At 71.6% G+C, this 22,316-nt stretch carries 19 protein-coding genes; 11 read left to right on the top strand and 8 right to left on the bottom strand.

The annotated features are described in order from the left end of the window. The first annotated feature begins 249 nt into the window (after positions 1 to 249). A complete protein-coding gene (locus ACGFZK_RS03000) occupies positions 250 to 558 on the top strand; it encodes a hypothetical protein (RefSeq protein WP_393847052.1) in 309 nt (102 codons plus the stop codon). A 193-nt stretch (positions 559 to 751) separates the two neighbouring features. On the opposite strand, the gene ACGFZK_RS02995 is transcribed toward ACGFZK_RS03000, so the two are convergent. Beyond that, a complete protein-coding gene (locus ACGFZK_RS02995; protein WP_393847051.1) occupies positions 752 to 1,051 on the bottom strand; it encodes a hypothetical protein in 300 nt (99 codons plus the stop codon). Positions 1,052 to 1,510: 459 nt separating this feature from the next. Here ACGFZK_RS02995 and ACGFZK_RS02990 point away from each other — a divergent pair, with 459 nt between their 5' ends. Then, the gene (locus ACGFZK_RS02990; RefSeq protein WP_393847050.1) at positions 1,511 to 2,155 is read left to right on the top strand and encodes a dihydrofolate reductase family protein; all 645 of its coding nucleotides are present in this window, start codon (positions 1,511 to 1,513) and stop codon (positions 2,153 to 2,155) included. A 52-nt stretch (positions 2,156 to 2,207) separates the two neighbouring features. On the opposite strand, the gene ACGFZK_RS02985 is transcribed toward ACGFZK_RS02990, so the two are convergent. The 3 genes from ACGFZK_RS02985 to ACGFZK_RS02975 all read right to left on the bottom strand — a co-directional run bounded on the left by ACGFZK_RS02985 (position 2,208) and on the right by ACGFZK_RS02975 (position 5,382). After that, positions 2,208 to 2,636 carry a VOC family protein gene (locus ACGFZK_RS02985; RefSeq protein ID WP_393847049.1) on the bottom strand — a complete coding sequence of 143 codons (429 nt, stop codon included), beginning with the start codon at positions 2,634 to 2,636 and terminating at the stop codon, positions 2,208 to 2,210. A gap of 140 nt (positions 2,637 to 2,776) precedes the next feature. Further along, positions 2,777 to 3,937, bottom strand: a complete 1,161-nt coding sequence (locus ACGFZK_RS02980; protein ID WP_393847048.1) for a DUF1152 domain-containing protein — start codon at positions 3,935 to 3,937, stop codon at positions 2,777 to 2,779. After that, positions 3,934 to 5,382, bottom strand: a complete 1,449-nt coding sequence (locus ACGFZK_RS02975) for a coproporphyrinogen-III oxidase family protein (protein ID WP_393847047.1) — start codon at positions 5,380 to 5,382, stop codon at positions 3,934 to 3,936. Before ACGFZK_RS02975 ends, ACGFZK_RS02980 begins: the two co-directional genes overlap by 4 nt. A gap of 218 nt (positions 5,383 to 5,600) precedes the next feature. On the opposite strand from ACGFZK_RS02975, the gene ACGFZK_RS02970 reads away from it, so the two are divergent. From ACGFZK_RS02970 to ACGFZK_RS02930, 9 genes are all read left to right on the top strand, one after another. Then, positions 5,601 to 6,854: an ATP-grasp domain-containing protein gene (locus ACGFZK_RS02970; RefSeq protein ID WP_393847046.1), complete on the top strand. Its 1,254-nt coding sequence runs from the start codon at positions 5,601 to 5,603 to the stop codon at positions 6,852 to 6,854. Positions 6,855 to 6,859: 5 nt separating this feature from the next. Then, positions 6,860 to 8,149, top strand: a complete 1,290-nt coding sequence (locus ACGFZK_RS02965; RefSeq protein ID WP_393847045.1) for an acetyl-CoA carboxylase biotin carboxylase subunit family protein — start codon at positions 6,860 to 6,862, stop codon at positions 8,147 to 8,149. Further along, a complete protein-coding gene (locus ACGFZK_RS02960) occupies positions 8,146 to 9,399 on the top strand; it encodes an MFS transporter (protein ID WP_393847044.1) in 1,254 nt (417 codons plus the stop codon). The genes ACGFZK_RS02965 and ACGFZK_RS02960 overlap by 4 nt, the downstream gene beginning before the upstream one ends. After that, complete coding sequence (locus tag ACGFZK_RS02955; protein ID WP_393847043.1) at positions 9,396 to 10,406, top strand: peptidogalycan biosysnthesis protein; 1,011 nt, start codon at positions 9,396 to 9,398, stop codon at positions 10,404 to 10,406. The genes ACGFZK_RS02960 and ACGFZK_RS02955 overlap by 4 nt, the downstream gene beginning before the upstream one ends. Positions 10,407 to 10,502: 96 nt before the next feature. Then, positions 10,503 to 11,717 (top strand): hypothetical protein, encoded by a 1,215-nt coding sequence (locus ACGFZK_RS02950; RefSeq protein ID WP_393847042.1) that lies wholly within the window; start codon positions 10,503 to 10,505, stop codon positions 11,715 to 11,717. Positions 11,718 to 11,798: 81 nt separating this feature from the next. After that, complete coding sequence (locus tag ACGFZK_RS02945) at positions 11,799 to 12,779, top strand: NERD domain-containing protein (RefSeq protein ID WP_393847041.1); 981 nt, start codon at positions 11,799 to 11,801, stop codon at positions 12,777 to 12,779. After that, the gene (locus ACGFZK_RS02940; RefSeq protein ID WP_393847040.1) at positions 12,703 to 13,866 is read left to right on the top strand and encodes a 3'-5' exonuclease; all 1,164 of its coding nucleotides are present in this window, start codon (positions 12,703 to 12,705) and stop codon (positions 13,864 to 13,866) included. The genes ACGFZK_RS02945 and ACGFZK_RS02940 overlap by 77 nt, the downstream gene beginning before the upstream one ends. 125 nt (positions 13,867 to 13,991) lie before the next feature. Then, positions 13,992 to 14,726, top strand: coding sequence for an SDR family oxidoreductase (locus ACGFZK_RS02935; RefSeq protein WP_393847039.1), 735 nt, complete (start codon positions 13,992 to 13,994; stop codon positions 14,724 to 14,726). Continuing rightward, complete coding sequence (locus ACGFZK_RS02930; RefSeq protein WP_393847038.1) at positions 14,723 to 15,193, top strand: nuclear transport factor 2 family protein; 471 nt, start codon at positions 14,723 to 14,725, stop codon at positions 15,191 to 15,193. Before ACGFZK_RS02935 ends, ACGFZK_RS02930 begins: the two co-directional genes overlap by 4 nt. A gap of 11 nt (positions 15,194 to 15,204) precedes the next feature. Here the strand turns inward: ACGFZK_RS02930 and ACGFZK_RS02925 are convergent, their stop codons facing one another. The 4 genes from ACGFZK_RS02925 to ACGFZK_RS02910 all read right to left on the bottom strand — a co-directional run bounded on the left by ACGFZK_RS02925 (position 15,205) and on the right by ACGFZK_RS02910 (position 21,558). Next, a complete protein-coding gene (locus tag ACGFZK_RS02925; protein ID WP_393847266.1) occupies positions 15,205 to 18,024 on the bottom strand; it encodes an NHLP bacteriocin export ABC transporter permease/ATPase subunit in 2,820 nt (939 codons plus the stop codon). A 100-nt stretch (positions 18,025 to 18,124) separates the two neighbouring features. Next, positions 18,125 to 20,416 (bottom strand): NHLP family bacteriocin export ABC transporter peptidase/permease/ATPase subunit, encoded by a 2,292-nt coding sequence (locus tag ACGFZK_RS02920; RefSeq protein WP_393847037.1) that lies wholly within the window; start codon positions 20,414 to 20,416, stop codon positions 18,125 to 18,127. Next, positions 20,413 to 21,219 carry a hypothetical protein gene (locus ACGFZK_RS02915; protein ID WP_393847036.1) on the bottom strand — a complete coding sequence of 269 codons (807 nt, stop codon included), beginning with the start codon at positions 21,217 to 21,219 and terminating at the stop codon, positions 20,413 to 20,415. Before ACGFZK_RS02915 ends, ACGFZK_RS02920 begins: the two co-directional genes overlap by 4 nt. A gap of 99 nt (positions 21,220 to 21,318) precedes the next feature. Further along, entirely contained in the window at positions 21,319 to 21,558 is a 240-nt protein-coding gene (locus ACGFZK_RS02910) for a hypothetical protein (protein ID WP_393847035.1), read from the bottom strand. Positions 21,559 to 22,316: the final 758 nt, after the last annotated feature.

Raw genomic sequence — 22,316 nt, 5'->3', positions numbered from 1 at the left:
CGCATGCATTCGCCGTCTTGCCGGGACAGCGGCACATGGTTGCGCGGTCACCAACACCTTCCGCTCACCTTCCAGTTCACACCTGGCAAGCCGTGATCGCATCCTCGAGAGCCGCAACTACGGGAAGCACGTCGCGGAAGCCCAACGGGCCACCATGTCTGGCTGGGACTTCAGTTGGCTGAAGGGCCGGGTGCACGGTGAGGGTCCTTCCTGGGACGACGAACGGCATGCCCGCGCCTCACCCAGCAGGTGGGCAGCCGCAACCAGTTGCAACTGAACGAGACCCTCGGCATCCCCTCACCAGTCGATCCCGACCGTTGGACCCTGGGCGTCGCGGCACAGGCGCCGGAAGAGGTGGGCCTTCGCGTGACCACGGCGCGAGAGGAGACGATCCCCTGCACCTTCCACGACATCGGCGCGGTGATCTTTCAAGTGCCCGCCGTCCCCCGGCAGTTCCCGGAATTCGAGCCCTCTGCGCAGGAAGCGGAGCTGCGCCGACTCGATCAGCACATCGGAAACGCAGGCGGATTCACGGTGTTCGACCGCCGCGGTTCCTGATCGAAGCACAAGCGCGGAGCTGAGAACCACGCTCAGCGGAGGGCCCGGCTGTGGTGCTCACCAGAACCGTGTCCCCGCCGCCGCGCCCGCCTTCGTGGCGTCCCGCTGACTGCTCCCTGGCTGCCTCCGTTCACCCACGGATGAGCCGGCGCCCGGTGGCCCGGCCGTCGGCCCCTCCGTGCAGAATGCGCGGTCAGCAGTCGTCGTCGTGGCCTCCGCCCCAGCGGTCATCGTTGTCGTAGTTGCCGTGGCCGTGGCCGCCGTACCCGTGGCCGCCGTACCCGCCGTGGCCGCCGTACCCGCCGTGGCCGCCGTACCCGCGGCCGCCGTACCCGTGGTCGTCGTCGTCCCAGCTGCCGCCGGTGACGTAGGTGGCCGAGTGGGTGGGGGTTGCCGCCGAGGCCGTACCTGCAGCTCCGAGGGCGGCGCCACCTGCCATCAGAACACCGATGGCGGACACCGCGAAGAGTCGCTTCACTCTCAGTGCTTGCATGATTTCGAACCCTTCTTGTCGTTGTCGTGCCACGCATTCGGGGGCGTCATGGGAACCGCCCTCTCGCGCAAGGGGTGCAGCGCGGGTTGCGTGGCTGACCGCATGGATGCGTATGCGCGTTCCCCCTGTGTCAACGCCGCCCGTTCGGGCTGCGGGCCTCCGGGCCGACGCGCCATTCCTCAAGCCTGGTGCTTGGGCGCACCTACTGCGGGCTGAGTGTGTTCCCCGCAGTTGCGGTTCTCACTTAGCGACGCTAGTACCGAATCCGGTGCTGGGCATCTCGGGCAGGAAACCGGTGGGGCGCGAGGAAGCACTGCGTGAGGTGCACATGCCTTTCGGTGACGGAGCGCGGCCCGCGCCGTTCGTTTTTGAAACCGGGCTCCGGCGCGGCGATGAGTTTGTGGACATCCGCAGGTCTATCTCTATGACGGAGACAACCCACATCATCGGGAGCAAGCCATGGGCCTCATCCACATCGAGATGTTCGCGACCCTCGACCTCGTCGGGCAGGCGCCCGGCGGTCCCGACGAGGACCCGGTGGGGTTTCCGTTCGGCGGCTGGCAGGCGCCGCTGCTGGACGAGGTCGCCGGGGCGCAGGTCGGTGCCGCGTACGAGGGCACGGACGCCCTCCTGCTCGGCCGGCGGACGTACGACATCTTCGCGGCCTACTGGCCTCACCAGGAAGGCGGCGAGGACAACGAGATCGCCACGCTCTTCAACAGCGTCCCGAAGTACGTGGCCTCCCGCGGCAAGCCGGACCTCTCGTGGGCCGGGTCCACCCAGCTCGGCCCGGACCTCGCCGACGCGGTGCGTGAGATCCGCGACCGGCACGAGCACGTGAAGGTCGTCGGCAGCCTGAACTTCGTGCAGAGCCTCCTGCGCGAGAAGCTCTTCGACCGTCTCGACCTCTGGCTGCACCCGATCGTGCTCGGTGTCGGGAAGAAGGTGTTCGACGACGGCGCGGTGCCCACCAACCTCACGCTCCTCGCGCCCCCGGCAGCCGGCCCGAAGGGCGCCGTGTACCTGCGCTACGGCCTCGCCGACGGCACGCCCGCCACGGGGGACATGAGCGCACCCGACCGCGGTGCCGGAAGCGGCGACTGAAGCCACCCCGCGCCCGGGCCCTGCCGACTGGCGGCCGGGCCGCCCCCGGAGGTCATACGACGGGTTCGCCGATACCCAGCAGGTTCCCCTCGCTGTCACGGAACCATGCGGCGCGCTCGCCCCGCGCGCCCTTGCTCGGGTAGTTCCCCTGGATGTCGGCGATCCCGTCCTCGTTCGTCCGGAAGCCGGGTACGTCGACCTCCTCGAAGGCCACGCCGCGCCGCCTGAGTTCGGTCACGACGGCCTGGAGGTCGTCGACCTCCCACCCCATCTGCGTGAAGGTGCCGGCCGAGGCCCCCGTCGACGCGAACAGGGCGAAGTCAGTGCCTCCACACCGGTACAGCAGCCCACCCGGCCGCTCGTCCACGGGTTCCAGCCCGAGCGTCTCGGCATAGAAACGCCGCGCCCGATCCAGATCCCGCGCCGGCAGCCGGGTCGCCACGCGCCCCCGGGCCAGAATGTTCCTGTCGTCTGCGTTCATGCCCCCACTCTGGCGCGCGCCCCGCCCGAACGCGGCGCCGACAGGCGGGGGCGCAGGCCGAGACTGCTCAGTCGCCGCCCGCTCGCGGGGGTGCTCGGTCACCTCGTCCCCGGCCGTCGGTGCCCCGTCCTCGTCCTTGGTCAGGTGAGCCGCAGGAGCGGGGTGTCCGCGGTGAGGACGGCTCGGAGGGCCGGGATGTCCGTCCAGGTGAGGCCGAGGGTACGGGCGGCGTGGCGGAGGGTGATGTGATCGGCTCCGTCGGCCGCTTCGCGGAGCGTCTTCATGGCCACGTCCCGGTCGAGGAGGGCGATGCCCCCGGCGGGCGGTTCCTGCCGGGGCGTTCGGGTGCGTTCGCTCTCCAGTCCGGGAATGCCGGTGAGCCGGTGGGAGAGGTCGGCGGCGGCAGCCAGGGTTGCCGGTTGCTCGTCGACGAGGGCCCGGGCGACCGGGTTGTGGCCGATGGCCTCCCCGAGCGGCAGGGGGTACAGCCGGGGGGAGACATCCGTGAGGTGGACGACGTTGTTGACGGCGCGTACGGTGCCGCGGGCGCCATGGATGGCGGCGGCCCACAGGGCGGACGCCTCGGAAGGGTGCCAGGCCAGTGCACGGCCGGCCGCCGCTGCCGCGTCCCGGTCCGGGACGAGGGGGACGCTCGTGGCGAGGCGTTCGAGGAGGGGCCGTTCACCGATCTCTCCGTCGAGGCCGGGCCCCGCGATGTGGACGGTGGTGGGGATGCCGGTGAGCTGGCAGGCGGCGAGGCTGAGGGCGTCCCCGAACGGGCTGCACAGCCCGGGCTCGTTCCCGTGGGTCAGGATGTCGCCGCCGATGTCGACGATGTGGATCCGGCCGCCTGCGGCCTTGGCCATGGATTCGATCTGCCGTGACAGGGAGGAGAGTCCCTGGGCGGGGTCGAGGAGCAGCAGCCGGGCCGGCAGGTCCCTGGCGAGGGCGGGCATGGTGGATCCTGCCGGCAGGCGGGCGCGGGTGGCCGGCGCGAAGGCTGCGAAGCCGCCGCCCCTGCTACCCCCGCCCCTGCTACCCCCGTCCCCGCTGCCCCCGCCCTCGTGAACGAGCCCGTCGAAGTCCCGTTCCCCGAGGGGGCTGGAGGTCGGGTCGACCTCGGGGCGCTCCCACGCGTAGGTGGCGATCAGCGCCGGGTGTGCCGGGTCATCCGGGTGGGCCGGGCCCGCCGGATGACCCGGGTCCGCCGGATGCGCCGGGTCCGCCGTGAGGGCGCGGGCGGCGATGAGGGTCCCGACGGGGTCTCCTCCGCCGCCCGCCGCGAGGTACAGATCGCTCACGCGGCTCCCTCGCGCTCGCGCAGGTCGATGCCGGTGATCCGTACCGGTGTCGCCCCCATGTTCTTCCGGGCGCGCTTGTTCGCCGCGTGCAGGTTCTCGTAGTACTCGCGGTCGAGCTCCTTGACGGACCCGGAGTAGAACATCCAGGACAGCACGTCGCGGTACTTGAAGCCCTTGGGGGTCAGCTGGACGCGCCGGCCGAGGCGGTGGACGAGCCCGTTCGACTCGGCCGCATCGAGGACGGGTTCGAACTCGGCGGCGTGCTTCTGGTAGCCGAAGCGGTCGAGCTCCGTGAGGTCGAGGTCGAACGTGTCGAGGACGAGGCGCTTGCGGACGATCTCCTCGCCGGTCAGTTCGAAGCCGGTGACGGGCGCGAGCTCGTGGTTCTTGGCCCTCGTGATGTAGTCGGCGACCTCGGCCGCCGAGGGCTTCACGCTGCCGCACATGTAGTCGAGCACGCTGGTGTACGAGCGGGCGCCGACACCGAGGCCGAGCAGCGGCACGCCGTGGAAGGTGAGCACCTTCTGGGCGTAGCCGCCGCGACCGGGCTTCTTGTACCGGACGGAGCCCTCCTGGACGTAGCCGTGGTCCAGGAAGACCTTGCGGGCGTAGTCGTAGCGCTCGTACAGCTCGGGCTGCCACATGTACTGGTACGCGCCGGTCTTGGAGAACCAGGCGTCCGGCCGCACCGTGAGGAAGTAGGTGCTGATGGTGGTGGGCCGGAGTGCGGCCAGCTCGTCCACGCTCTGGCGCCAGGTCTCGGGGGTCTGTCCCGCGAAGCCCATGATCAGGTCGGTGGACAGGTCCGGCAGGCCGAGCTCGTGGGCGGTGCGGACGGCGCGGCGGATGACGTCCTCGTCCTCGCCGCCGCGGCCGGCTTCGCGGATCTCGCGCGGGACGAGGGACTGGATGCCTACGTTGGCGCGGGTGAGGCCCATGTCGATGAGGGCCTTGAACTCGTCGGGCGCGTCGGCGATCGAGGACGGGGTGGCTTCCACGGCGACTTCCTCGGCCGTGGAGCGCCAGTTGGGGTAGATCTCGCCGATGGTGGTGAAGATCTGCTCGAAGTGGCGGGGTTTGAGCAGGGCGGGGGTGCCGCCGCCGATGTAGATGGTGCGTAAACGCCGGGCCTGGATGATCTCCGCGTGATCGCGGATCTGCGTACAGAGGGCGTCGGTGTAGGCGTCGTAGACGTCCTCGTCCGTGCTGATGATGGTGTAGAGGTTGCAGAAGCCGCATTTGCGGTCGCAGAAGGGGACGTGCAGGTAGAGGTTGAGCTCGGGGACCTGGTAGTTGGCGAGATCCATCGCCCACACGTCGGGGACGGTCCACTTGCCCTCCGGGAGGGGACGGTACGTGGAGCGGGGCGGGTACGAGTACTGGTAGGGCGGAATGACGCCCTGGTCAATGTGGTCGGCGAGCTGCCGGTGCAGGCTGCTGGTCACGGTGTGGCCTTCCCGTACGGGTTCCGGGCGCGGGTTTACCTAGCCTGGCGATCCGACCACGGGACGCTTGTCCGATTCCATCGGGTGGGCGCACCAAATATCCACTGCTTACTGGTCAGTTCATTGGTGATTGCTCCAAAGAGACATGCTGTGCGGCGAGTTGTTTTCGTTTGTCAGGCCGATAGCCGCCACGCCCGTCCCACGGCTTTGCTGGGGGAATGACAATCGGGGCGGGCCCGCGCGGGCCGGGAGTGCTGGTGATCGAGCCGATGGGGAACGCGGGACGTTTCCTCGTCGAGGCAGCCGACCGGCTGGGTGTGCGCCTGTACGCGGCCACCCACAAGGACGTCCACGACGGCTACCCGGACTGGCTGCGGGCCGCCCTCGCCGGGGTGTGCGCGACAGATCTGACCGACACCCCGAGGGCCCTGGGGGACATGGACGCCTTCTGCCGGCAGCACGCCATCGCCGGTGTCGCCCCCTGCTTCGAGCTGTTCACCCCGCTCGCCGCGCTGCTCGCCGAGCGGATCGGCCTGCCCGGAAACGACCCCCGGCTCGCGCGGGCGGCCAGGAACAAGATCCTGATGGGTGAGGCGTTCGCGGACGCCGGGATCCCCGCCCCCCGCTGGGCTGTCGCGCACGATGCCGCCGAGGCGCACCGAGCGGCACAGGCGCGCGAACTGGGGTGGCCGCTGGTGGTGAAGCCCGCGGAGCAGGGCGGCTCGTGGGGCGTGTCCGTGGTCGACGGCCCGGACCGGCTCGCCGACGCGGTCGGTGCGGCCCAGCAGTACACGCACGCCCACCCGCACGGCCTGAAGCTCGACACGCGGGCCCTGCTGCAGGAGTACATCCCAGGGGGGGAGTACTCCTGCGACACGGTGGTCGTGGGCGGGGTGGCCTATCCCCTGCCCGTCGTCGCGAAGGACACCACCGAGGGCCGGTACCGCGTCGAGACCGGGCACACCTGCCCCTCCGGTCTGCCCGCGCCGCTGGTCAGGAAGGTGCAGCACACCGCGGCGCGGGCGGCGCTCGCCGTCGGCGTCCGCCACGGGATCGCGCATACGGAGGTGAAGATCCCGCCGGGCACGCAGACGCCGTACGTGATCGAGACCGGCGCCCGCCTGCCGGGGGACAACCTCTGCGAGATCGTCGAGGCCGCGACGGGCGTCAGCGAAGCCGTGGCCCACCTCCAGGCCGTGCTCGGCCTGGTGCCCGACACCGTCCCCTCCCGTACGGACGCGGCGTCGATCCGCTTCCTGCTGCCGGAGCACGGCGGGGTGCTGCGACGGGTGGCCATCCCGGACCTGCCCGGTACCCACAGCGAGGTGCATCTGCGGCCCGGGGAGGCGGTGCCGGAGCCGGCGGATTCGACCTGCCGGATCGGGCACGTCGTGGCCCGTGCGGAAACGGCTGACCAGGCGCGCGGGCTGGCCGACCGGGTGGTCGCCCGGTCCCGAGTGGAAGTGGGCTGAAGCCGGTGCGGAAGATCGCGTTCTTACGGTCGGTACGCATCCAGCGCGCCGACCCCTACATCCAGCAGGCCGTACGCGGGCTCGCGGCCGACGGGATCGAGGCCGGGCTGTTCCACACCAGCGGCACCGCCGGTGACGACGACTTCCCCGGCTACCGGGAACGACTCGATCGCGGGGTGACGCCGCGGGAGCTCGCGGACGCCGTCGCCGCCTGGGGGGCGGATGCGGCGGTGTCGATCTCACTGCCGTGCGAGAACGCGTTGCGTGACGCCGCGGCCAGGGCCTTCCTGGACGCCGTGGGCATCCCGACGGTCATGACTTCCCTCGCGGCGACGATGCTGCTGGTGGACAAGTGGGAGACCAAGCAACTCTGCAGGCACGCCGGGCTGCTGGTGCCCGACGGGTTCCGTGTCGACTCCGATCTGCTGGCGGGGCGGGGTCTTGCGGTGCCCGGCTACCGGGATGCGCTGCGCGTGCGGGCCGAACGGATCGGCTACCCGCTGATGTCGAAGCCCGTATGGGACTCGACCAGCATGGGGATCCGCGCCCTGCGCTCACCCGCCGACCTCGATGCCTACCTCGATGGCCCCCTCGACGCCGATCTCGGACCCGGCCCGAAGACGACCCCGGCAGCGGTGTCCGCGGTGGTGGAACAGGTCGTCGAAGGCGACCTGTGCAGCGTGGACATCGTCGGGCGCCCCGGCTCCTACCAGGTCCTTCCCCTGTGCTGGACCGGACGCGCCGGGGCGGAGCCGGTGTTCACCTTCGCCGACCTGCGCTGGTGCGGACCCCACGAGGAGGCGGACGCCGCGTTCGCAGAAGTGGCCCGCGCCCTGGTGGACTTCTGCGGCGGCCTGGGAGTACACGGGTCGGTGAACGTCGACATGATCTACACCGGCGGCCGGTTCGTGGTCCTGGAGGTCAACCCGCGCGTCGGCGGCGCCACCACCCTCTCGTGCGCCGCGTCCGGCACCAACACCTACACCTCCCTCGCCCGCATGGCCCGCGGCCTCCCCGTCACCGGAGGCACGGCACAACGGACCGGCTGGGCGATCGAATTCCTCGCCGGGGACGGCATGCCGCCGGCGGTGGTGGCCGAACTCCGCCGACGCGTCCGGGTGGTCACCGCGCACGAGTTGGTCATCGACGGCGCCTCCCACGGAGACATCGTCGTGATCACCCTCGCCGAAGGCGAGGAGGACCGGACCGTGAAAGCCCTGACGGAGCTGCACGAGGCGACCGGCTTCCCCGCGGCCGATGTCATGGGCAAGATCAGCTCCCTGCTGAAACGGTGAGCGCGGCCCCCGGCACCCGCCGCCCGCGCACCGCGGCGGACCGCCTCGGCCTGCCCGTACTGCGCGGGCACGGCCTCTTCATCACCGGCAACCTGATCGACTCCGTCGGCAACGGCATGCTCCTGCCGCTGGGGCTGCTGTACTTCACCGACGTCCAGGGCCTGCCCCTGGCGCAGGTGGGCGCGGCGATGACGGTGGGACAGGCCCTCGCCCTGCCCGTCACGTTCCTCGCCGGACGCCTCATGGACCGCGTCGGCCCGAAACGCGTCGTGGTGTGGGCGAACATCCTCTCCGCCGCCGGGTTCGCGCTGTTCCTGCTCGCCCGCGAGCCGTGGCACATCGCCGGTGTGTACGTGCTCGTACAGGCCGGCATCAACATGTACTTCACCGCGCAGCGCACCCTGATCACGCACGTCACCCGAGCCGGCGAACGCCGATCATGGTTCGCGTTCACCGGCTCGCTGCGCAACATCGGGCTCGCCGCCGGGTCCGCCGCCGCGGCGGGTGCCCTGACCGTGTTCGGGAACGGCTCGCTGCGCTGGATGCTCGCGGTCGATGCGGCCACCTACCTCCTGGCCGCGGCCTGCTTCGCCGCCCTCACCACCACCCCACCGGAACCGGACGGCACACCGCCGGGTGGCCTGGTGACCCGGGCCGACCACACCCGCCGCTACCTCCTGCTCGTGGCGGTCAACCTCCCCTACGTCCTGGCGCAGGCCGTCCTCGCCGTCCTCGTCGCCGTCTACACCACCCGCGCGCTGGGGCTCCCCGCCTCGGCGGCGAGCATGCTGTTCGTCATCAACACCGTGATCGTCTCCGCGTGTTCGACGGTCATCACCGCGCATGTGGCGCCCAAGGCCCCCCGCCGCGCCGTGGCCGCCGGATACCTGATCATGACCGTGGGGATGGGGACGTTCGCGCTGCCCGCGCTGCCCGTGGCCGCCTCCACCGCCTGGGCGGCCCTCATCGTGGCGATCGCCCTGTTCAGCGTGGCGGAGATCCTCCTCGGCCCGGCGCTCAGCGAACTGTCCGTGAGCCTCACCCCCCAGGCGGCCGGGGGCTTCACACAGGGCCTGTACCAGTTCTCGTGGGCCGTCGGCATGGTCGCCGCTCCCGCCCTGTTCACCCTGCTGCTGGAGGCCGGCCCCCTCCTCCCGTGGGGAGTCGAAGCCGCCGCCTGCCTGATCGCCGTACTCGCCGCGCCCGCCCTCAGAGCCCCCAACCGCCACCGCCGAAGGAATCCCCGTTGATCACGCGCATCATCGAGTCCATCCACGAGGTCCCCGCCGCCGCGTGGGAGCACCTGGCCCGGCCGGCCGGCCTCTACCTCTCCCACCGATGGCTCGCCGGCGAAGAGGAAGACCCCACCGCCACCTGTGCGTACGCGCTCGTACGGGACCTCGAAGGCACCTTGCTCGCCGCCGCCCCCCTCTACCTGGTGCGGGACGAACCGAACGACAGCTACCAGCCCGAAACCGTACTGCCCCCGCACCTGCGGCCCCGCGTGATCGCGGGCGCGCGGCGCGGCTACCACAACACCCCGCTCACCGCCCCCGGCCTGGGCCCCGGCCGGCGGGACGCCTGCCTCCCCCTCCTCCGGGACGCCGCCCGCCGCTTCGCCGAGCACCACGACACGACGCACTGGTGGCCCTACCTCACCGCCCCGGTCGCCACCCGGCTCGCCCCCCTCTACCCGGAGCCCGCCCTCCGGCTGGAGGACGACGCCCTCATCCCCCTCCCCGGGACGGGCATCGACGACTACGTCTCCTCCCTGCCCTCGCAGCGCCGCGTCGGCGTACGCCGCGAACGCCGCGACTTCGCCGCGGCCGCCCTCGACGTACGCCGACAGGTACTCGCGGACTGCTTCGAGGACGCCGGAGTCCTCCTCGCCGGACACCAGCAGGGCCACGGGCACGACCGGGACGGCATCGACGCGATGACCGGTCTGCTGAAACGGCAGGCCACGGCGATGGGCAGCGAAGCGCGTGTGGTGGCCGCCTACGACGACCACCGGATGATCGGCTTCTGCCTCTACTACCACTACGGGACCACGACGTGGATCCGCGCGGTCGCCCTCGACCGCCGGCACCCGGCGCCCCACCTGTACTTCAACCTCATGTACTACCTGCCCGTCGAGGACGCCTACGCCCACGGCACGACCGCCCTGCACGCGGGCATGACGGCCATCGAGGCCAAGCGCCGCCGCGGCGCCGAGGTGTCAGGCCTCTACGCCCTGGTCGACCACAGCAGTCCATGAGCAGTGTCCGGCACGCGTTCGCGCCGCCGAGGCCGGCACGATCACCCGGCCGATATCGAGCGGAGCTCGCCCGGCGCCACCGAGTAGCATCCCGGGATGCCGAAGACGATCAAGATGCTGAGCCCGGAAGCAGGGCGGACCGACACCGCGGGCCTGCGTGCGTACGACGCGGACGCCCTCGTGACCTGCGCGGCCGACGCGGCACAGCCGTGGTGGCGCCGCCGGGCCTGCGTGGAGGCGCTGGCCGGACGGGTGCCGGAGCGGCGCGTGGCCGAGTTGATCGCCTGCGTCCACGACACCGGTGATGTGAGCGAAGTGCGCAAGGCACTGCTCGCCCTGCTCGCGGACCGCCCCGAGCTGCTGCCCTGGCTGCGGCACGAGGACCGGCAGCAGGACAGCGCGTACGGCATGGCCGAGGCGGTCCTGGGAGCCCGCGGCGCGCTCGGCGACCTGACGGCGGCGGGTGCTTTGGCCACGCTCGCCTTCGGTCCGTGGCGCCACCGGCGGGAGATCGGCGAGGCGGCGCTGGACGGACTGGCCGCACGGTACGGGTTCGAGGCGGTGCTGGCCGAACTCGGCGCGGACCGCCCCGAGGACCGCTCCATCAGCGTCCGGATGCGGGACCGCGCCGGCGAGGACGTCACCGGTGCGCTCGCGGACCCCGACCGGGGAGTCGCGTACCGCGCCCAGGAGCTCCTGACCGACCCCGAACGGCTCCGCGGCTACCTCGCCGGGGCGCCGACCGAGGAGGCGAAGCTGTGGGCCCTGTACGCGCTGCATCGTTCGACCGATGACGTCGCCGAGACCCGGCGGCTGTACGAGGAGCTGGGGCGGCCCCGCGTCGAGGTGACCGGCCTCGACGAGGAGCTGCGCGCGGCGATCGTCCACGAGTACGGGCCCTGGTGCCAGGAGCGGAGCGATCCGCGGTGGCGGATCGAAGCACTGTGCACGGAGCCGCCCTCGGCTTCCGACCCGGCCGAGCGGCTGCTCCGGGCCACGGCCGCGCTCACCGCCGCGGGCCTCGCGCCACGGCCGCCGGTCTCCTGCGGAGACGCCCACCGGCAGGGGGACGGTACGTACGACGTGATCGGATACGGCGACAGCGGCGGCGAGGTGCACATCAGCACGCTCGGCCGGTTCGCCGCCGACCACGACGACCATCCGCAGGTGCGCCGCGCCCTCGAATCGGCCGGCTTCCGCTGGATCGACGACGCCGTCGGCTCGATCCGGGTCACCGGCCTCGGGGTGTACTACTTCGGCAGCCGCGACCCGTTGGACGTCCACACACTGCTGTTCTACTGGCAGGACTAGGCAGGACGGCTCGGTATGCGCCCTGCCGTCACGGTGGTGTTCCGCCCTATGATCGCTATTCCGCGTACGAGGGGGCTCGGCATGGGGACAGGCGGGGCGGCATCGCAGCGGGCGCAGAATGCGCGGCGGCAGGAGCGGTTACTCCGGGAGCAGTGGCAGGCCGCCCGCCGGCAGGCCCTGCGGTGGGACGCGGTCGGCGCGGGCGAACAGCGGGTCCTCGCCCAGCTGTTGGTACTGACCGCGCGCGGCTGGCGGTTGCTCGTCGACCGGCGATGGTCCGGGACGAGCACCGCGGACGCGGACATGCTGCTGGTGGGGCCCGGCGGTGTCTTCGTCGTCGACGTCACGGACGGCGCAGAACCGAGGGACGGACACGAGGCCAGGCTGCTCGCCGCCACGAAGGCCGCCGAGAGCGCAGTGGCGTCGCTCGGGATGTCACCCGTGGCGGTCCAGCCGCTCATGGTGTTCCCCGGGCGGAGTTCCGACGCGAGCCTCGGCCGGATACGGCTCCTGGGCGAACAGGAGATCGGCCCCGTGCTGCTGTCGCAGCCGCACAGGCTGCGCGGGGAGTCGGTCCGGGCGATCGCCGATCATCTCGAGCGGGTGTTCCCGGACTACGCGGGGTCGGCGGTCGACCAGCAGGTGCCGTCGGCGCCCGAGCACCACCGACAGAGCCTCTCGGACGGGCTGTTCGACCTGGAGGGGCTGCGTGACGCGGCCGTGAAGGGGGCGATGCGGGCGCCGATCGAGCAGTGGATGACCTTCCTCCACCCCGATCAGGTGGCACTGGTGCGGCGCAACTGGTCGGGTCCGGCCCGCATCAGCGGACCGGCGGGTACCGGCAAGACGGTCGTCGCCCTGCACCGTGCGGCCCACCTGGCCCGGCGGACGACCGGCCGCATCCTGTACGTCACCTTCGCCAACAACCTGCCCCGTGTGCAGAGCACCTTCCTCAGGACCATGGCCCCCGGCCGTCGCCGACCGAGTGGACTTCCGCAGCCTCCACTCCTGGGCACAGGAATTCCTTCAGGAGCGGGGAGTACCGGTACGGCTGCACGGTGACACGGCCGAGACAGCCTTCAGCCTCGCCTGGAAGAACGTCGGCCGCGAGAGCCGACTGGCCGAGCTCGACCCGGCCCCCACCTACTGGCACGAGGAGATCGACTACGTCATCAAGGGGCGGGGCCTCACCCGCTTCGAGGAGTACGCGACCCTCCCCAGGCGGCGGCGGAAGGCGAGCCTGAACCGTACGCACCGACAGTCGGTGTGGGAGCTGTACGAGGCGTACGAAGCACTGCGCGGCGAGCGCGGCGTCCACGACTTCAACGACGTCCTCTCCCTCGCCCTGGCCGAAGCGTCACGCCGGCGCGAGCGGCCGCCGTACGCGGCCGTCATCGTGGACGAGGTCCAGGACCTCACGCTCGTCGGCGTGCGCCTCCTGCACGCGCTCGTCGGTGATGTCCCCAACGGTCTGCTCCTCGTCGGCGACGGCCAGCAGACCGTGTACCCGGGCGGATTCCGGCTCACCGACGCGGGCATCGACATCCGCGGCGACCGCGGACAGGTGCTGCGCACCAACTACCGGAACAGCAAGCAGATCCTGGACGCGGCGCTCACCGTCGTGGCCGACGACGCCTTCGAGGACCTCGACGGCATGCGCACCCCGGGGCGCCGCGACGTCGACCTCACCTACCACGACGGGGACGTCGTACGCGTCACCAGGCCCACGGTGGAGGCCCACGACGGGGAACTTCTGGACGCCCTGCGGTCCCTGCCCGAGGGCGCGCTCGCCGACACCGCCCTGCTGTGCCCTTCCCTGCGCGCCATCGGCCACTACCAGCGGCTGCTCACCCAAGTGGGCATCCGGGTGTGCCAGTTGGAGCACTACGACGGCCGTGCGGTCGACGCGGTGAAGCTGGGCACCTATCGCAGGGCCAAGGGCCTGGAGTTCAAGAACGTCTTCCTGCCCCAGCACGACGCGGTTTTCCCGTCCGGGACGCCGGCCGGTACGGGAACGCCGGAGACGGCCCGGGAGCGTGCGGAACTGCTGCGCAGCCGGCTCTTCGTGGCGATGACCCGGGCCCGTGACCTGCTGTGGCTCGGCAGCGTGTCCGTGGTCTTCACCGGACAGCCCCACGACGGCATCTGAGAAGGCATTCCTAGGGCGTGGGGAGGCGCGCTGCCAGGGTGTGACGCGTCCTGGTTGGCCGGCTGCGGTTCGCCCAGACTCGGTGGGGCGGAAGTCATCCGCTTCCAACGAGGAGCAGGGCAGGTATGAGGAACGAATCCAAGGTCGTGGCCATCACCGGAGCGAGCAGCGGGATCGGGGAGGAGACGGCTCGGCGGCTCGCTGCCCACGGCCACCGGGTGTTCCTGGGCGCGCGGCGCACCGATCGGCTCGACGCGCTCAGCCGGGAGATCAACGAGGCAGGCGGCGCCGCGGCCTTCCAGCGGCTGGACGTCACCGACGCCGCCGACGTACGGGCCTTCGTGGCCGCGGCCCGGGAGCACTACGGCCGCATGGACGTGATGGTCAACAACGCCGGGGTGATGCCGCTCTCGCCGCTGGACGCGCTGAAGGTCGACGAGTGGGACCGCATGATCGACGTGAACGTGCGGGGCGTGCTGCACGGGATCGCCGCCGCCCTGCCCGTGATGCGGCTCCAGGGCGGCGGGCACTTCGTGACCGTCGCCTCCGTCGGTGCGTACGAGGTGTCGCCCACCGCGGCTGTCTACTGCGCCACCAAGTTCGCCGTCCGCGCCATATCCGAAGGGCTGCGCCAGGAGTCGGACGGCTCGGTCCGGGTCACCGTGGTCTCTCCGGGCGTGACCGAGTCCGAGCTGGCCGAAGGGATCTCGGATCCTGCCGCCAGGGAGGCCATGAAGGCCTATCGCGCCGTGGCGCTGCCGGCGTCCGCGATCGCCGAGGCCATCGCGTACGCCGTCGCACAGCCGGCCGAGGTCGACGTCAACGAGATCGTCGTACGTCCTGCCGCGAGTGCGCAGTGACCGCCGGGACGTACGAGGACCTGCTGCGCCGACTGCGGGTCCTGGAGGACAAGGAGGCGCTGCGGCGGCTCATGATCCGCGGTTGGCGGGCGCTCGACCGCAAGGACTGGCGGACCTGGATCGAGTGCTGGGCCGAGGACGCGGTGCTGGAGTTCGGGCCGTGGGGAGAGACCCACGGGAGGGAGGCGGTCCGGGCGAGGGTGGAGGCGGCGGAGGCGCACTTCCCGAGCATGCAGCACCACATCCTGAACATGGACTTCCAGGTGGAGGAGGACCGGGCGACGGGCGTCGGGTACATGTGGTTCGTCGCCGTGACGGGGAGCGGGCAGAGCTCTTCGCCCCATTCCATGGGCGGTCCGTACGACTGGGACTTCCGCCGGGACCCCGAGGGGGGCTGGCTCCTGGTCCGCCAGCGGCTGGGCGTCTGGTGGACCGCGGGGGAGGAGACGCCGGCGGGCCTCGGCTAAGGCCCCGTCGGTCAGCGCAGCTGGCGGCGGACCAGGGCGTGGAAGAGGCCGGTCGGGTCGGCGAGGAGTTCGGCCGGGGGGCCCTGCTGGACGACCCGGCCGTCCGACATGACGATCACGCGGTCGGCGTCCATGACCGTGGAGAGACGGTGGGCGATCACGAGGCGGGTGGCCCGCAGGGCGCGGGTGGATTCGGTGACCATGCGCTGGGCCTGGTTGTCCAGCGCGCTGGTGGCCTCGTCGAAGAACAGGATGCGCGGTTTGCGGATGAGGGCCTGGGCGATCATCAGCCGCTGGCGCTGGCCACCCGAGACGGTGCCGCCGCCGTCGGACAGGATGGTGTGCATGCCCATCGGCATGGCCTTGATGTCCTCCGCCAGGCCCGCCATCGCGGCGGCCTCCCACGCCTCCTCGAGCGAGAACGTCCCGGCTCCGCGGATGCAGTCGAGGATCGAGCCGGTGAGGGGCGCGGCGTTCTGCAGGACGACGCCGCACTGGCGGCGCACGGCCGTCTGGTCGAGCGCCGCCAGGTCCTGGCCGTCGTAGAGCACGCTGCCCGAGACGGGCCTGTCGAAGCCGATGAGCATCCGCAGCAGTGTCGACTTGCCACAGCCGCTGGCTCCGACGATCGCGACGAACTCGCCCGGCCCGACCCGGAGGCTGACGTCTTCGAGCACGAGCGGGCCGTCGTCGGCATAGCGGTAGGACAGGTTCTTGGCTTCGAGGGCACCGGTCAGCTCACCGGGTTGGGTACTGGAACCGCCCACCTCGGGGGTGGCCCGCAGTACCGGTTCGATCTGCTCGAACATCGGCAGCACCGCGGCGGCGGAGATGAGCGCCCCGGTCAGCTGCGTGACCGAAGACAGCAGCATCGTCAGCGCGGTGCTGAAGGTGAGGAACTCACTGGCGGCCATGGTGCCGCGTGCGGGACCGGCCAGCAGAACGAACATCACGAGCGTGCACAGCGGCAGGTAGACGGCCCCGAGGACCGTGATGACGTTCTGTATCCGGCCGATGCGCTGCTGCAGGTCGCGGGTACGGGCGAACTCCCGTGCCCAGGCTGCGTACGCGAAGCTCTCGGCCGCGGCGACGCGGAGCTTGGGCAGACCGCGCAGGGTCTGGAAGGCCTGGTTGCCCAGCCGGAGGCCGAGTTTGTTCAGCCGGCGCTCGTAGCGGAGCTGCCACAGCCCCAGACCCAGGAAGACCCCCGCGATGACGACCAGCATGGCCAGCGCCGCCAGCGCCAGCGGCACGCTGTAGAAGAGCAGCAGCACGAGGTTCACCACGCCGACCGTGCACGCCTGGACGCAGACCGGGCCGATACCGGACAGCACGCGCCGGATGGCGCTGATGCCCATGGCCGCGCCGGCCAGTTCGCCGGTCGAGCGGCCTGCGAAGAACTTCGTCGGCAGCCGCAGCAGCCGGTCCCACACCGCCGGCTGCAAGGTGGCCTCGATACGGCCCTCCATGCGCAGCAGGGAGGTGTTCTGCAGCAGCATGAACACGGCCGACACGATGCCGGCCGCGATCAGTGCCAGCCCGGTCTGCACGATGAGGCCGTTCTCGGCCTGCGGGACGTACCGGCCGAGGACCTGGCCGGTACCGATCGGCACCAGTGCGGCCAGGACCACCGAGACCAGCCCGCCCAGCATCAGGCTGCGCAGCTCGGGGAAGGTGCCGCGCACGCTGAAGCGGAGCAGCGCGGGCAGGCCCACCCGCCCGTCGGGCAGGGGGCGGTAGAGCATGACGGCGCGCGGTTCGAAGGCGGCCTCGTTGGACCTCCCGACGCGCTCGCGCCCGCCGGTGCCGGGGTCGACCGCCTCGTAGCCGCCGCGCCGCCACAGCAGGGCGACCGGCGTGCCGTCCTTCTCTCGGCGGCCCACCAACGGCCCGCTGTTCTCCCGCCACCAGCGCCCGCTGAGCCTGACCACGCGGGTGCGGATCCGCGAGGCGAGCGCGATGCGTTCGACGGGATCCAGCTGCCCGGACGGGGTGCCGGCCTCGGCCGGTGGGGACAGGGCGATGCCGGCCGCTCCGGCGACGACGCGGCACGCGGCGAAGGTCGCGTCGGCGTTCCCGCTCCGGTGGGGACCCCGACCGGAACGGACGATGGACGCCAGCAGTGTCCGGTCCGCCTGGGTACGGGCCTCCCGGCCCGCCTCGATCCCGGCGGCCGTGCGGTCCTCGTGCGCGCGCTCGAGCTGCTCGATCCAGCCGTCCAGGGCGTACAGCAGCCGGTACTGCTGGTCGACCATGCCCTGCCACATCGCCGCGTCGACGAGGAGGGTGCCCACCGCCTCCGCCTCGTACACGGCGCCGTACTGCACGCTGCCGGGAGTGATCTGCATCCACAGGATGTCGTCGTCGGCTCCGCCGTGCCCGGTGGTGGCGACGCCGTCCAGCGGAGCCTGGTAGAGCACGCGCAGACCGCGGCCGATGCCGCGCGCGAAGGCGTCCTCGAGAGGGCTCGGCCGTCCTGCGGCGTCGGCGCCGTACTGCCCTTCACCGGCGTACCACGGTCCGCCGTGGAACCGGTCTGCGTACTCCGGGTACTCGGGGTGCTCCGGGTACTCCGGGCGGTACAGCTCCCGCAGTGCGATGCGGCGCAGCCGGCACCCCTGCAGGGGCCTGCCGACCAGGGTGTGATCGGGGCCCTCGGCCGGACCGAGCAGCAGCGTGCCCGGCTCCAGCCGGCCCAGGAAGTGCCAGTGCCCGGCCTGCGCGGCGTCCACGGCGAACAGGTCCAGCTCGCCCTGTACGACCAGCCACAGGACGAGCGGGCCTTCCAGGGACAGGCTGCGTACGCCCGTGCAGTCGACGGGCGTACCCAGTGCCCCGAGGGCCGCGACGACCGGGTCGGCGGGGCTCGCGGCGGCGCTCGCAGCGGTCGCGGCGGCGGTGGTGGCAGTGGTGTGGTGCGCTCGTGTCACCTCAATGCTCCTTGACCAACGAGGCGTACGGGCCCTGCGCGGCGACCAGGTGCTCGTGCCGACCGCGTTCCACCACCGTGCCCCGGTCGAGCACGACGATCTCGTCGCTGTCGCGCACGGTGCTCAGCCGGTGGGCGATGACCACGCAGGCACAGCCGCGGCGGCGCAGGTTGTCGATGATGATCTGTTCGGTCACCGCGTCCAGGGCGCTGGTCACCTCGTCGAGCACCATGACGCTGGGGCGGCGCACCAGCGCCCGTGCGATCTCCAGGCGCTGGCGCTGGCCGCCGGAGAAGTTGCGGCCGTCCTGCTCGACGCGGCTGTGGATGCCGCCGGGGCGGCGGGCCACCACCTCGTGCACGGCGGCGTCCTCGAGGGCGGCGACGACGGCCTCGTCGGGAATGGAGGGGTCCCACAGCGCGACGTTGTCGCGGACGGTGCCTTCGAAGAGGAAGACGTCCTGGTCGACGAAGGAGACGGAAGCGGCCAGCGCGCCGCGCGGGATGTCCTCCAGCCGCATCCCGTCGATGCGGATGGCCCCGGCCCAGGGGGTGTGCAGGCCGGAGATCAGCCGGGAGACGGTGGACTTGCCGCTCCCGGATCCGCCGACGAGCGCGACCTGCTGCCCGGGCCCGACCGAGAGCGAGAAGTCCTCGAACAGCGGGGCGTCCAGCGGGCTGTAGCCGAAGGTGATGCGGTCCAGCTCCACGTGCCCCTTGAGGCGCCGGGTGGAGGCGGCGGGCTCGCGCCGGGCGTAGACCGGGTCGACCGGAAAGTTCTCTACGTCTCCCAGGCGGGCGACGTCGGCCGCGAAGTCCTGGATCCTGCCGGCGACCCCGCCCAGCCGGGAGATCGGCGCGGTGAAGCTGGTCACCAGGGCCTGGAAGGCGACGAGCAGGCCCACGGTGAGGTGGCCCTCGACCGCCCGCAGGCCGCCGATCGTCAGGATCAGCGCGCTGTTGAACGCCGCCAGCGTGGGCGCGACGATCGCCAGCCACGCGCTGGGCACGCCGAGCCGCTGCTGTACGTCGAGGGTGACCGCGTGCTGTCCGGCCCAGCGGCGGAAGAAGCCGTTCTCGCCGCCCGTGGCCTTCATCGTCTCCATGAGCTGGAGTCCGCTGTACGACGTGTTGGTCAGCCGGGCGCTCTCGGCGCGCAGCTTCTGGGTACCGGTGGCCCTCAGCCGGATCGCGATCCGCAGGGCGATCACGTTGAGCAGCGCCACCGCCACGCCGACGAGCGTGAGCTGTGGATCGTAGGTCCACAGCAGCACGGCGTAGAGCACGACCACCACGGCGTCGACGCCCGCGGCGGACAGGTCACGGGCGAGGGTCTCGGCGACCGCGTCGTTGGACTGCAGGCGCTGGACCAGGTCGGCCGGGTTGCGCTGGGAGTAGAAGGCGACCGGAAGCCTGAGCAGGTGCCGGAAGAAGCGGGCACTGCCCAGGGTCGACGCGATGATGCGCCCGCGCAGCAGATTGGCCTGCAGCAGCGCGGTGAGGGTCGCGGTGAGTACGAGGGCGACGGCCATCGAGGCGAACAGCACGCCCAGCAGGGACGTCTGCTCCCCGATGAGAAACATGTCGATGTACGTACGGCTCAGGGCCGGCACCGACGCACCGACCGCGACCAGCAGGAGGCTGGAGACCACGGCGGCGGCCATGGTGCCCGAAGTGCCCCGCAGTCGTGACGGCATGGTGCCGAGGATGCCCGGCCTGCGGCCACCGCAGCGGAAGCCGTCACCGGGCTCGAAGGTGAGGACGACACCGGTGAAGCTGGTGTCGAACTCGTCCATGGGGACGAACCGGCGGCCCTTGCCGGGGTCGTTGACGTACACGCCCCTGCGGCCGAACCGCCGCGCCATGCCCTCGTAGACGACGTAGTGGTTGAACTCCCAGAAGAGGACGGCCGGGCCGCGCACACCGGCGAGCGCGGCCAGGTCCATCTGCATGCCCTTGGCCTTCAGCCCGTACCCACGGGCCGCCTTGAGGAGGTTGCTGGCGCGGGAGCCGTCGCGGGAGACGCCGCACGCGATGCGCAGTTCTTCGAGCGGGACGAAGCGGCCGTGGTGGCCGAGCACCATGGCCAGGGCGGCGGCGCCGCACTCCACCGCCTCCATCTGCAGCACGGTGGGGGTGCGTACGGGGCGGGGGGTTCGGCCCCTGGGCAATGATGTGGACGTGGGTACGGGCCTGCGGCGAGTGCCGCCCTTCGGCTCGGGGCGGTGGCGCCGGCGTCCGGCGGGCGGGAGGTGCGGTACCTGCTGCGGTGCCCCGGTCTTCGGCGCGGTCACGGCAGCAGCCAGTCGACCGGGCGCTGCGCGGCGAGGTGGACGGCTCCGGTCACCGGCGTCCTGGAGTCGACGGCGTACGGAGGCCCGTCCGCGGAGGACCACCGGTAGCCGGACGGGGTGGAGGCGGAGCGCTCGAGCCGTACGACCACGGCCACCGGGCTGCCGTGGCGGGAGAACTGTTCGGCGAGCCCGCCGTCGCCGAGGAAGCCGCCGATCTGCGCCTGCGTCAGGGGTGCACGGCCGACCTCCGTGACGCGCCCGCGCAGCATGCCGAACCGGTGCTGCGGGACGGACTGGAGGCTCAGGTCGACCGCGGCGCCCACGGGGATCGCCGAGCCACTGCCGCCCGGCACGTACAGCACGGCCACCAGCGGGTCCTCCGGATCCTTCACACGTTCCACGGTGGCCACGTCCGCACCCGTGGCGACGACCGAACCCACCTTGGCCACCAGCGTCGTCAACCGGCCGCCGGTCACCACGCGCACGGGCCGTTCCCCCTGCTCCGTACGGACGTTGAGCAGGGGCGCACCGGCGGCCAGCAACTGGCCCTCCTCGGCAAGGACTCCGGTCACCTGTCCCGCGACCGGCGTCTGCAGCACGTAACTGCCCCCGGCCCGGGTGAGGATGCCGGGTGCGCTCAGCTTGGACGACACGGTGCCCGTGAAGGCCCAGAAGCCCGCGGCTGCCATGACGATGACCGTGACGGCCAGGACGAGTCGCCCCTGCGGGCGGGCAAAGCGAACGGGCAGGTCGAGTTCTTCGGGCGATTGCAGCTTGGAAAGAGCCTTTTGGCGAAACTGCACGGACTATTCCTTCAACTGCATTCGTATCGGTGGGGCACGGGGACAGCCGAGAACCCCGGAGCCGTGGGGGACGCTCCGGGGTTCACCGGGATATCCGGATCAGAGACCGGCGCGACCGGCGTTCACCGAGACGCCGGTGATGCCCGTGACGAGGCCGGGGACGTGGGACACGATGCCCGTCGCGGCCTGGACGGTGTGGAGGGAGCCCACGACGCCCACGACGTTGTTGACGTCGCTGGTCACGGCGCCGGCCAGGCCGCCGGACACGCTGATGATGCCGCCGGAGACGGCGTCCAGCTCGGTGTCGTCGATCTCACGGGTCTCGATGTCGTTACGCATGGCGCGCACCTTTCATTGGGGGGAGGAATTCACCGCTGCGGCAGCCGGCGGCCCGAATGTCGGCCGCGGTGCCTGATTGCTGCGATGCGCTCGATGAAAGCACGTGAACGGGGCACGCACCCAATCCCGTTGACTCCCCATCACGGGCGGATGGGCGCCTCCGGCGAGGGACGTGCAGCTTGATTCACCGAATAGTGGCGACTTCTTCACGAGATCGAGTAACAGATACGGCCCGTGCGTTGCTTACACGGAACTAAACGGGACAAACCATCAAAAAATGGATGGGACATACCCGTCATTTTGAGGAGTGGGGGAGGTCGCCTGTCGAGATCGCGGACACGATGTGCAGATTTGCGGAGGGCGCGAGGGGTGACGAGGCCGTCACGCCTGGTGCCGGCCCAAGGGCTGTCCCGTAATCCCCGGTGGATCAGCGCACGGCGTCAGATGCGGTGCATCGCAAGGCGGAGGAGCGTCCTCGTACTGTGCGTATTCGGGCGTTCCGACAACGCAGCGAGGTGCCGTAGCTGTCGTCGTGGGCCCGCCGGGGATTACGGGACAGCCCTGAGAGGTACGGCGAGCACCGCCGCGGAGGCCTGTCAGGCCGAAGCGGTCGATACCCGTGTGTGTGCGAACCCTTCGCGTCATCCGAGGCCGTACCGGCCCGGGGGGGGGCGCCCCCGCGGGCGGGGGCGGGGGGGCCCGCGCCCCCCCCCCCGCCGCAGAGCCCAGCCCTAAACGAGGAACCCCGGGACACCCCG

The organism is Streptomyces sp. NPDC048257 (genome assembly GCF_043201855.1).
In the GTDB taxonomy this organism is placed as follows: Bacteria; Actinomycetota; Actinomycetes; order Streptomycetales; family Streptomycetaceae; genus Streptomyces.
This window is presented reverse-complemented; position numbering and strand designations above follow the sequence as displayed.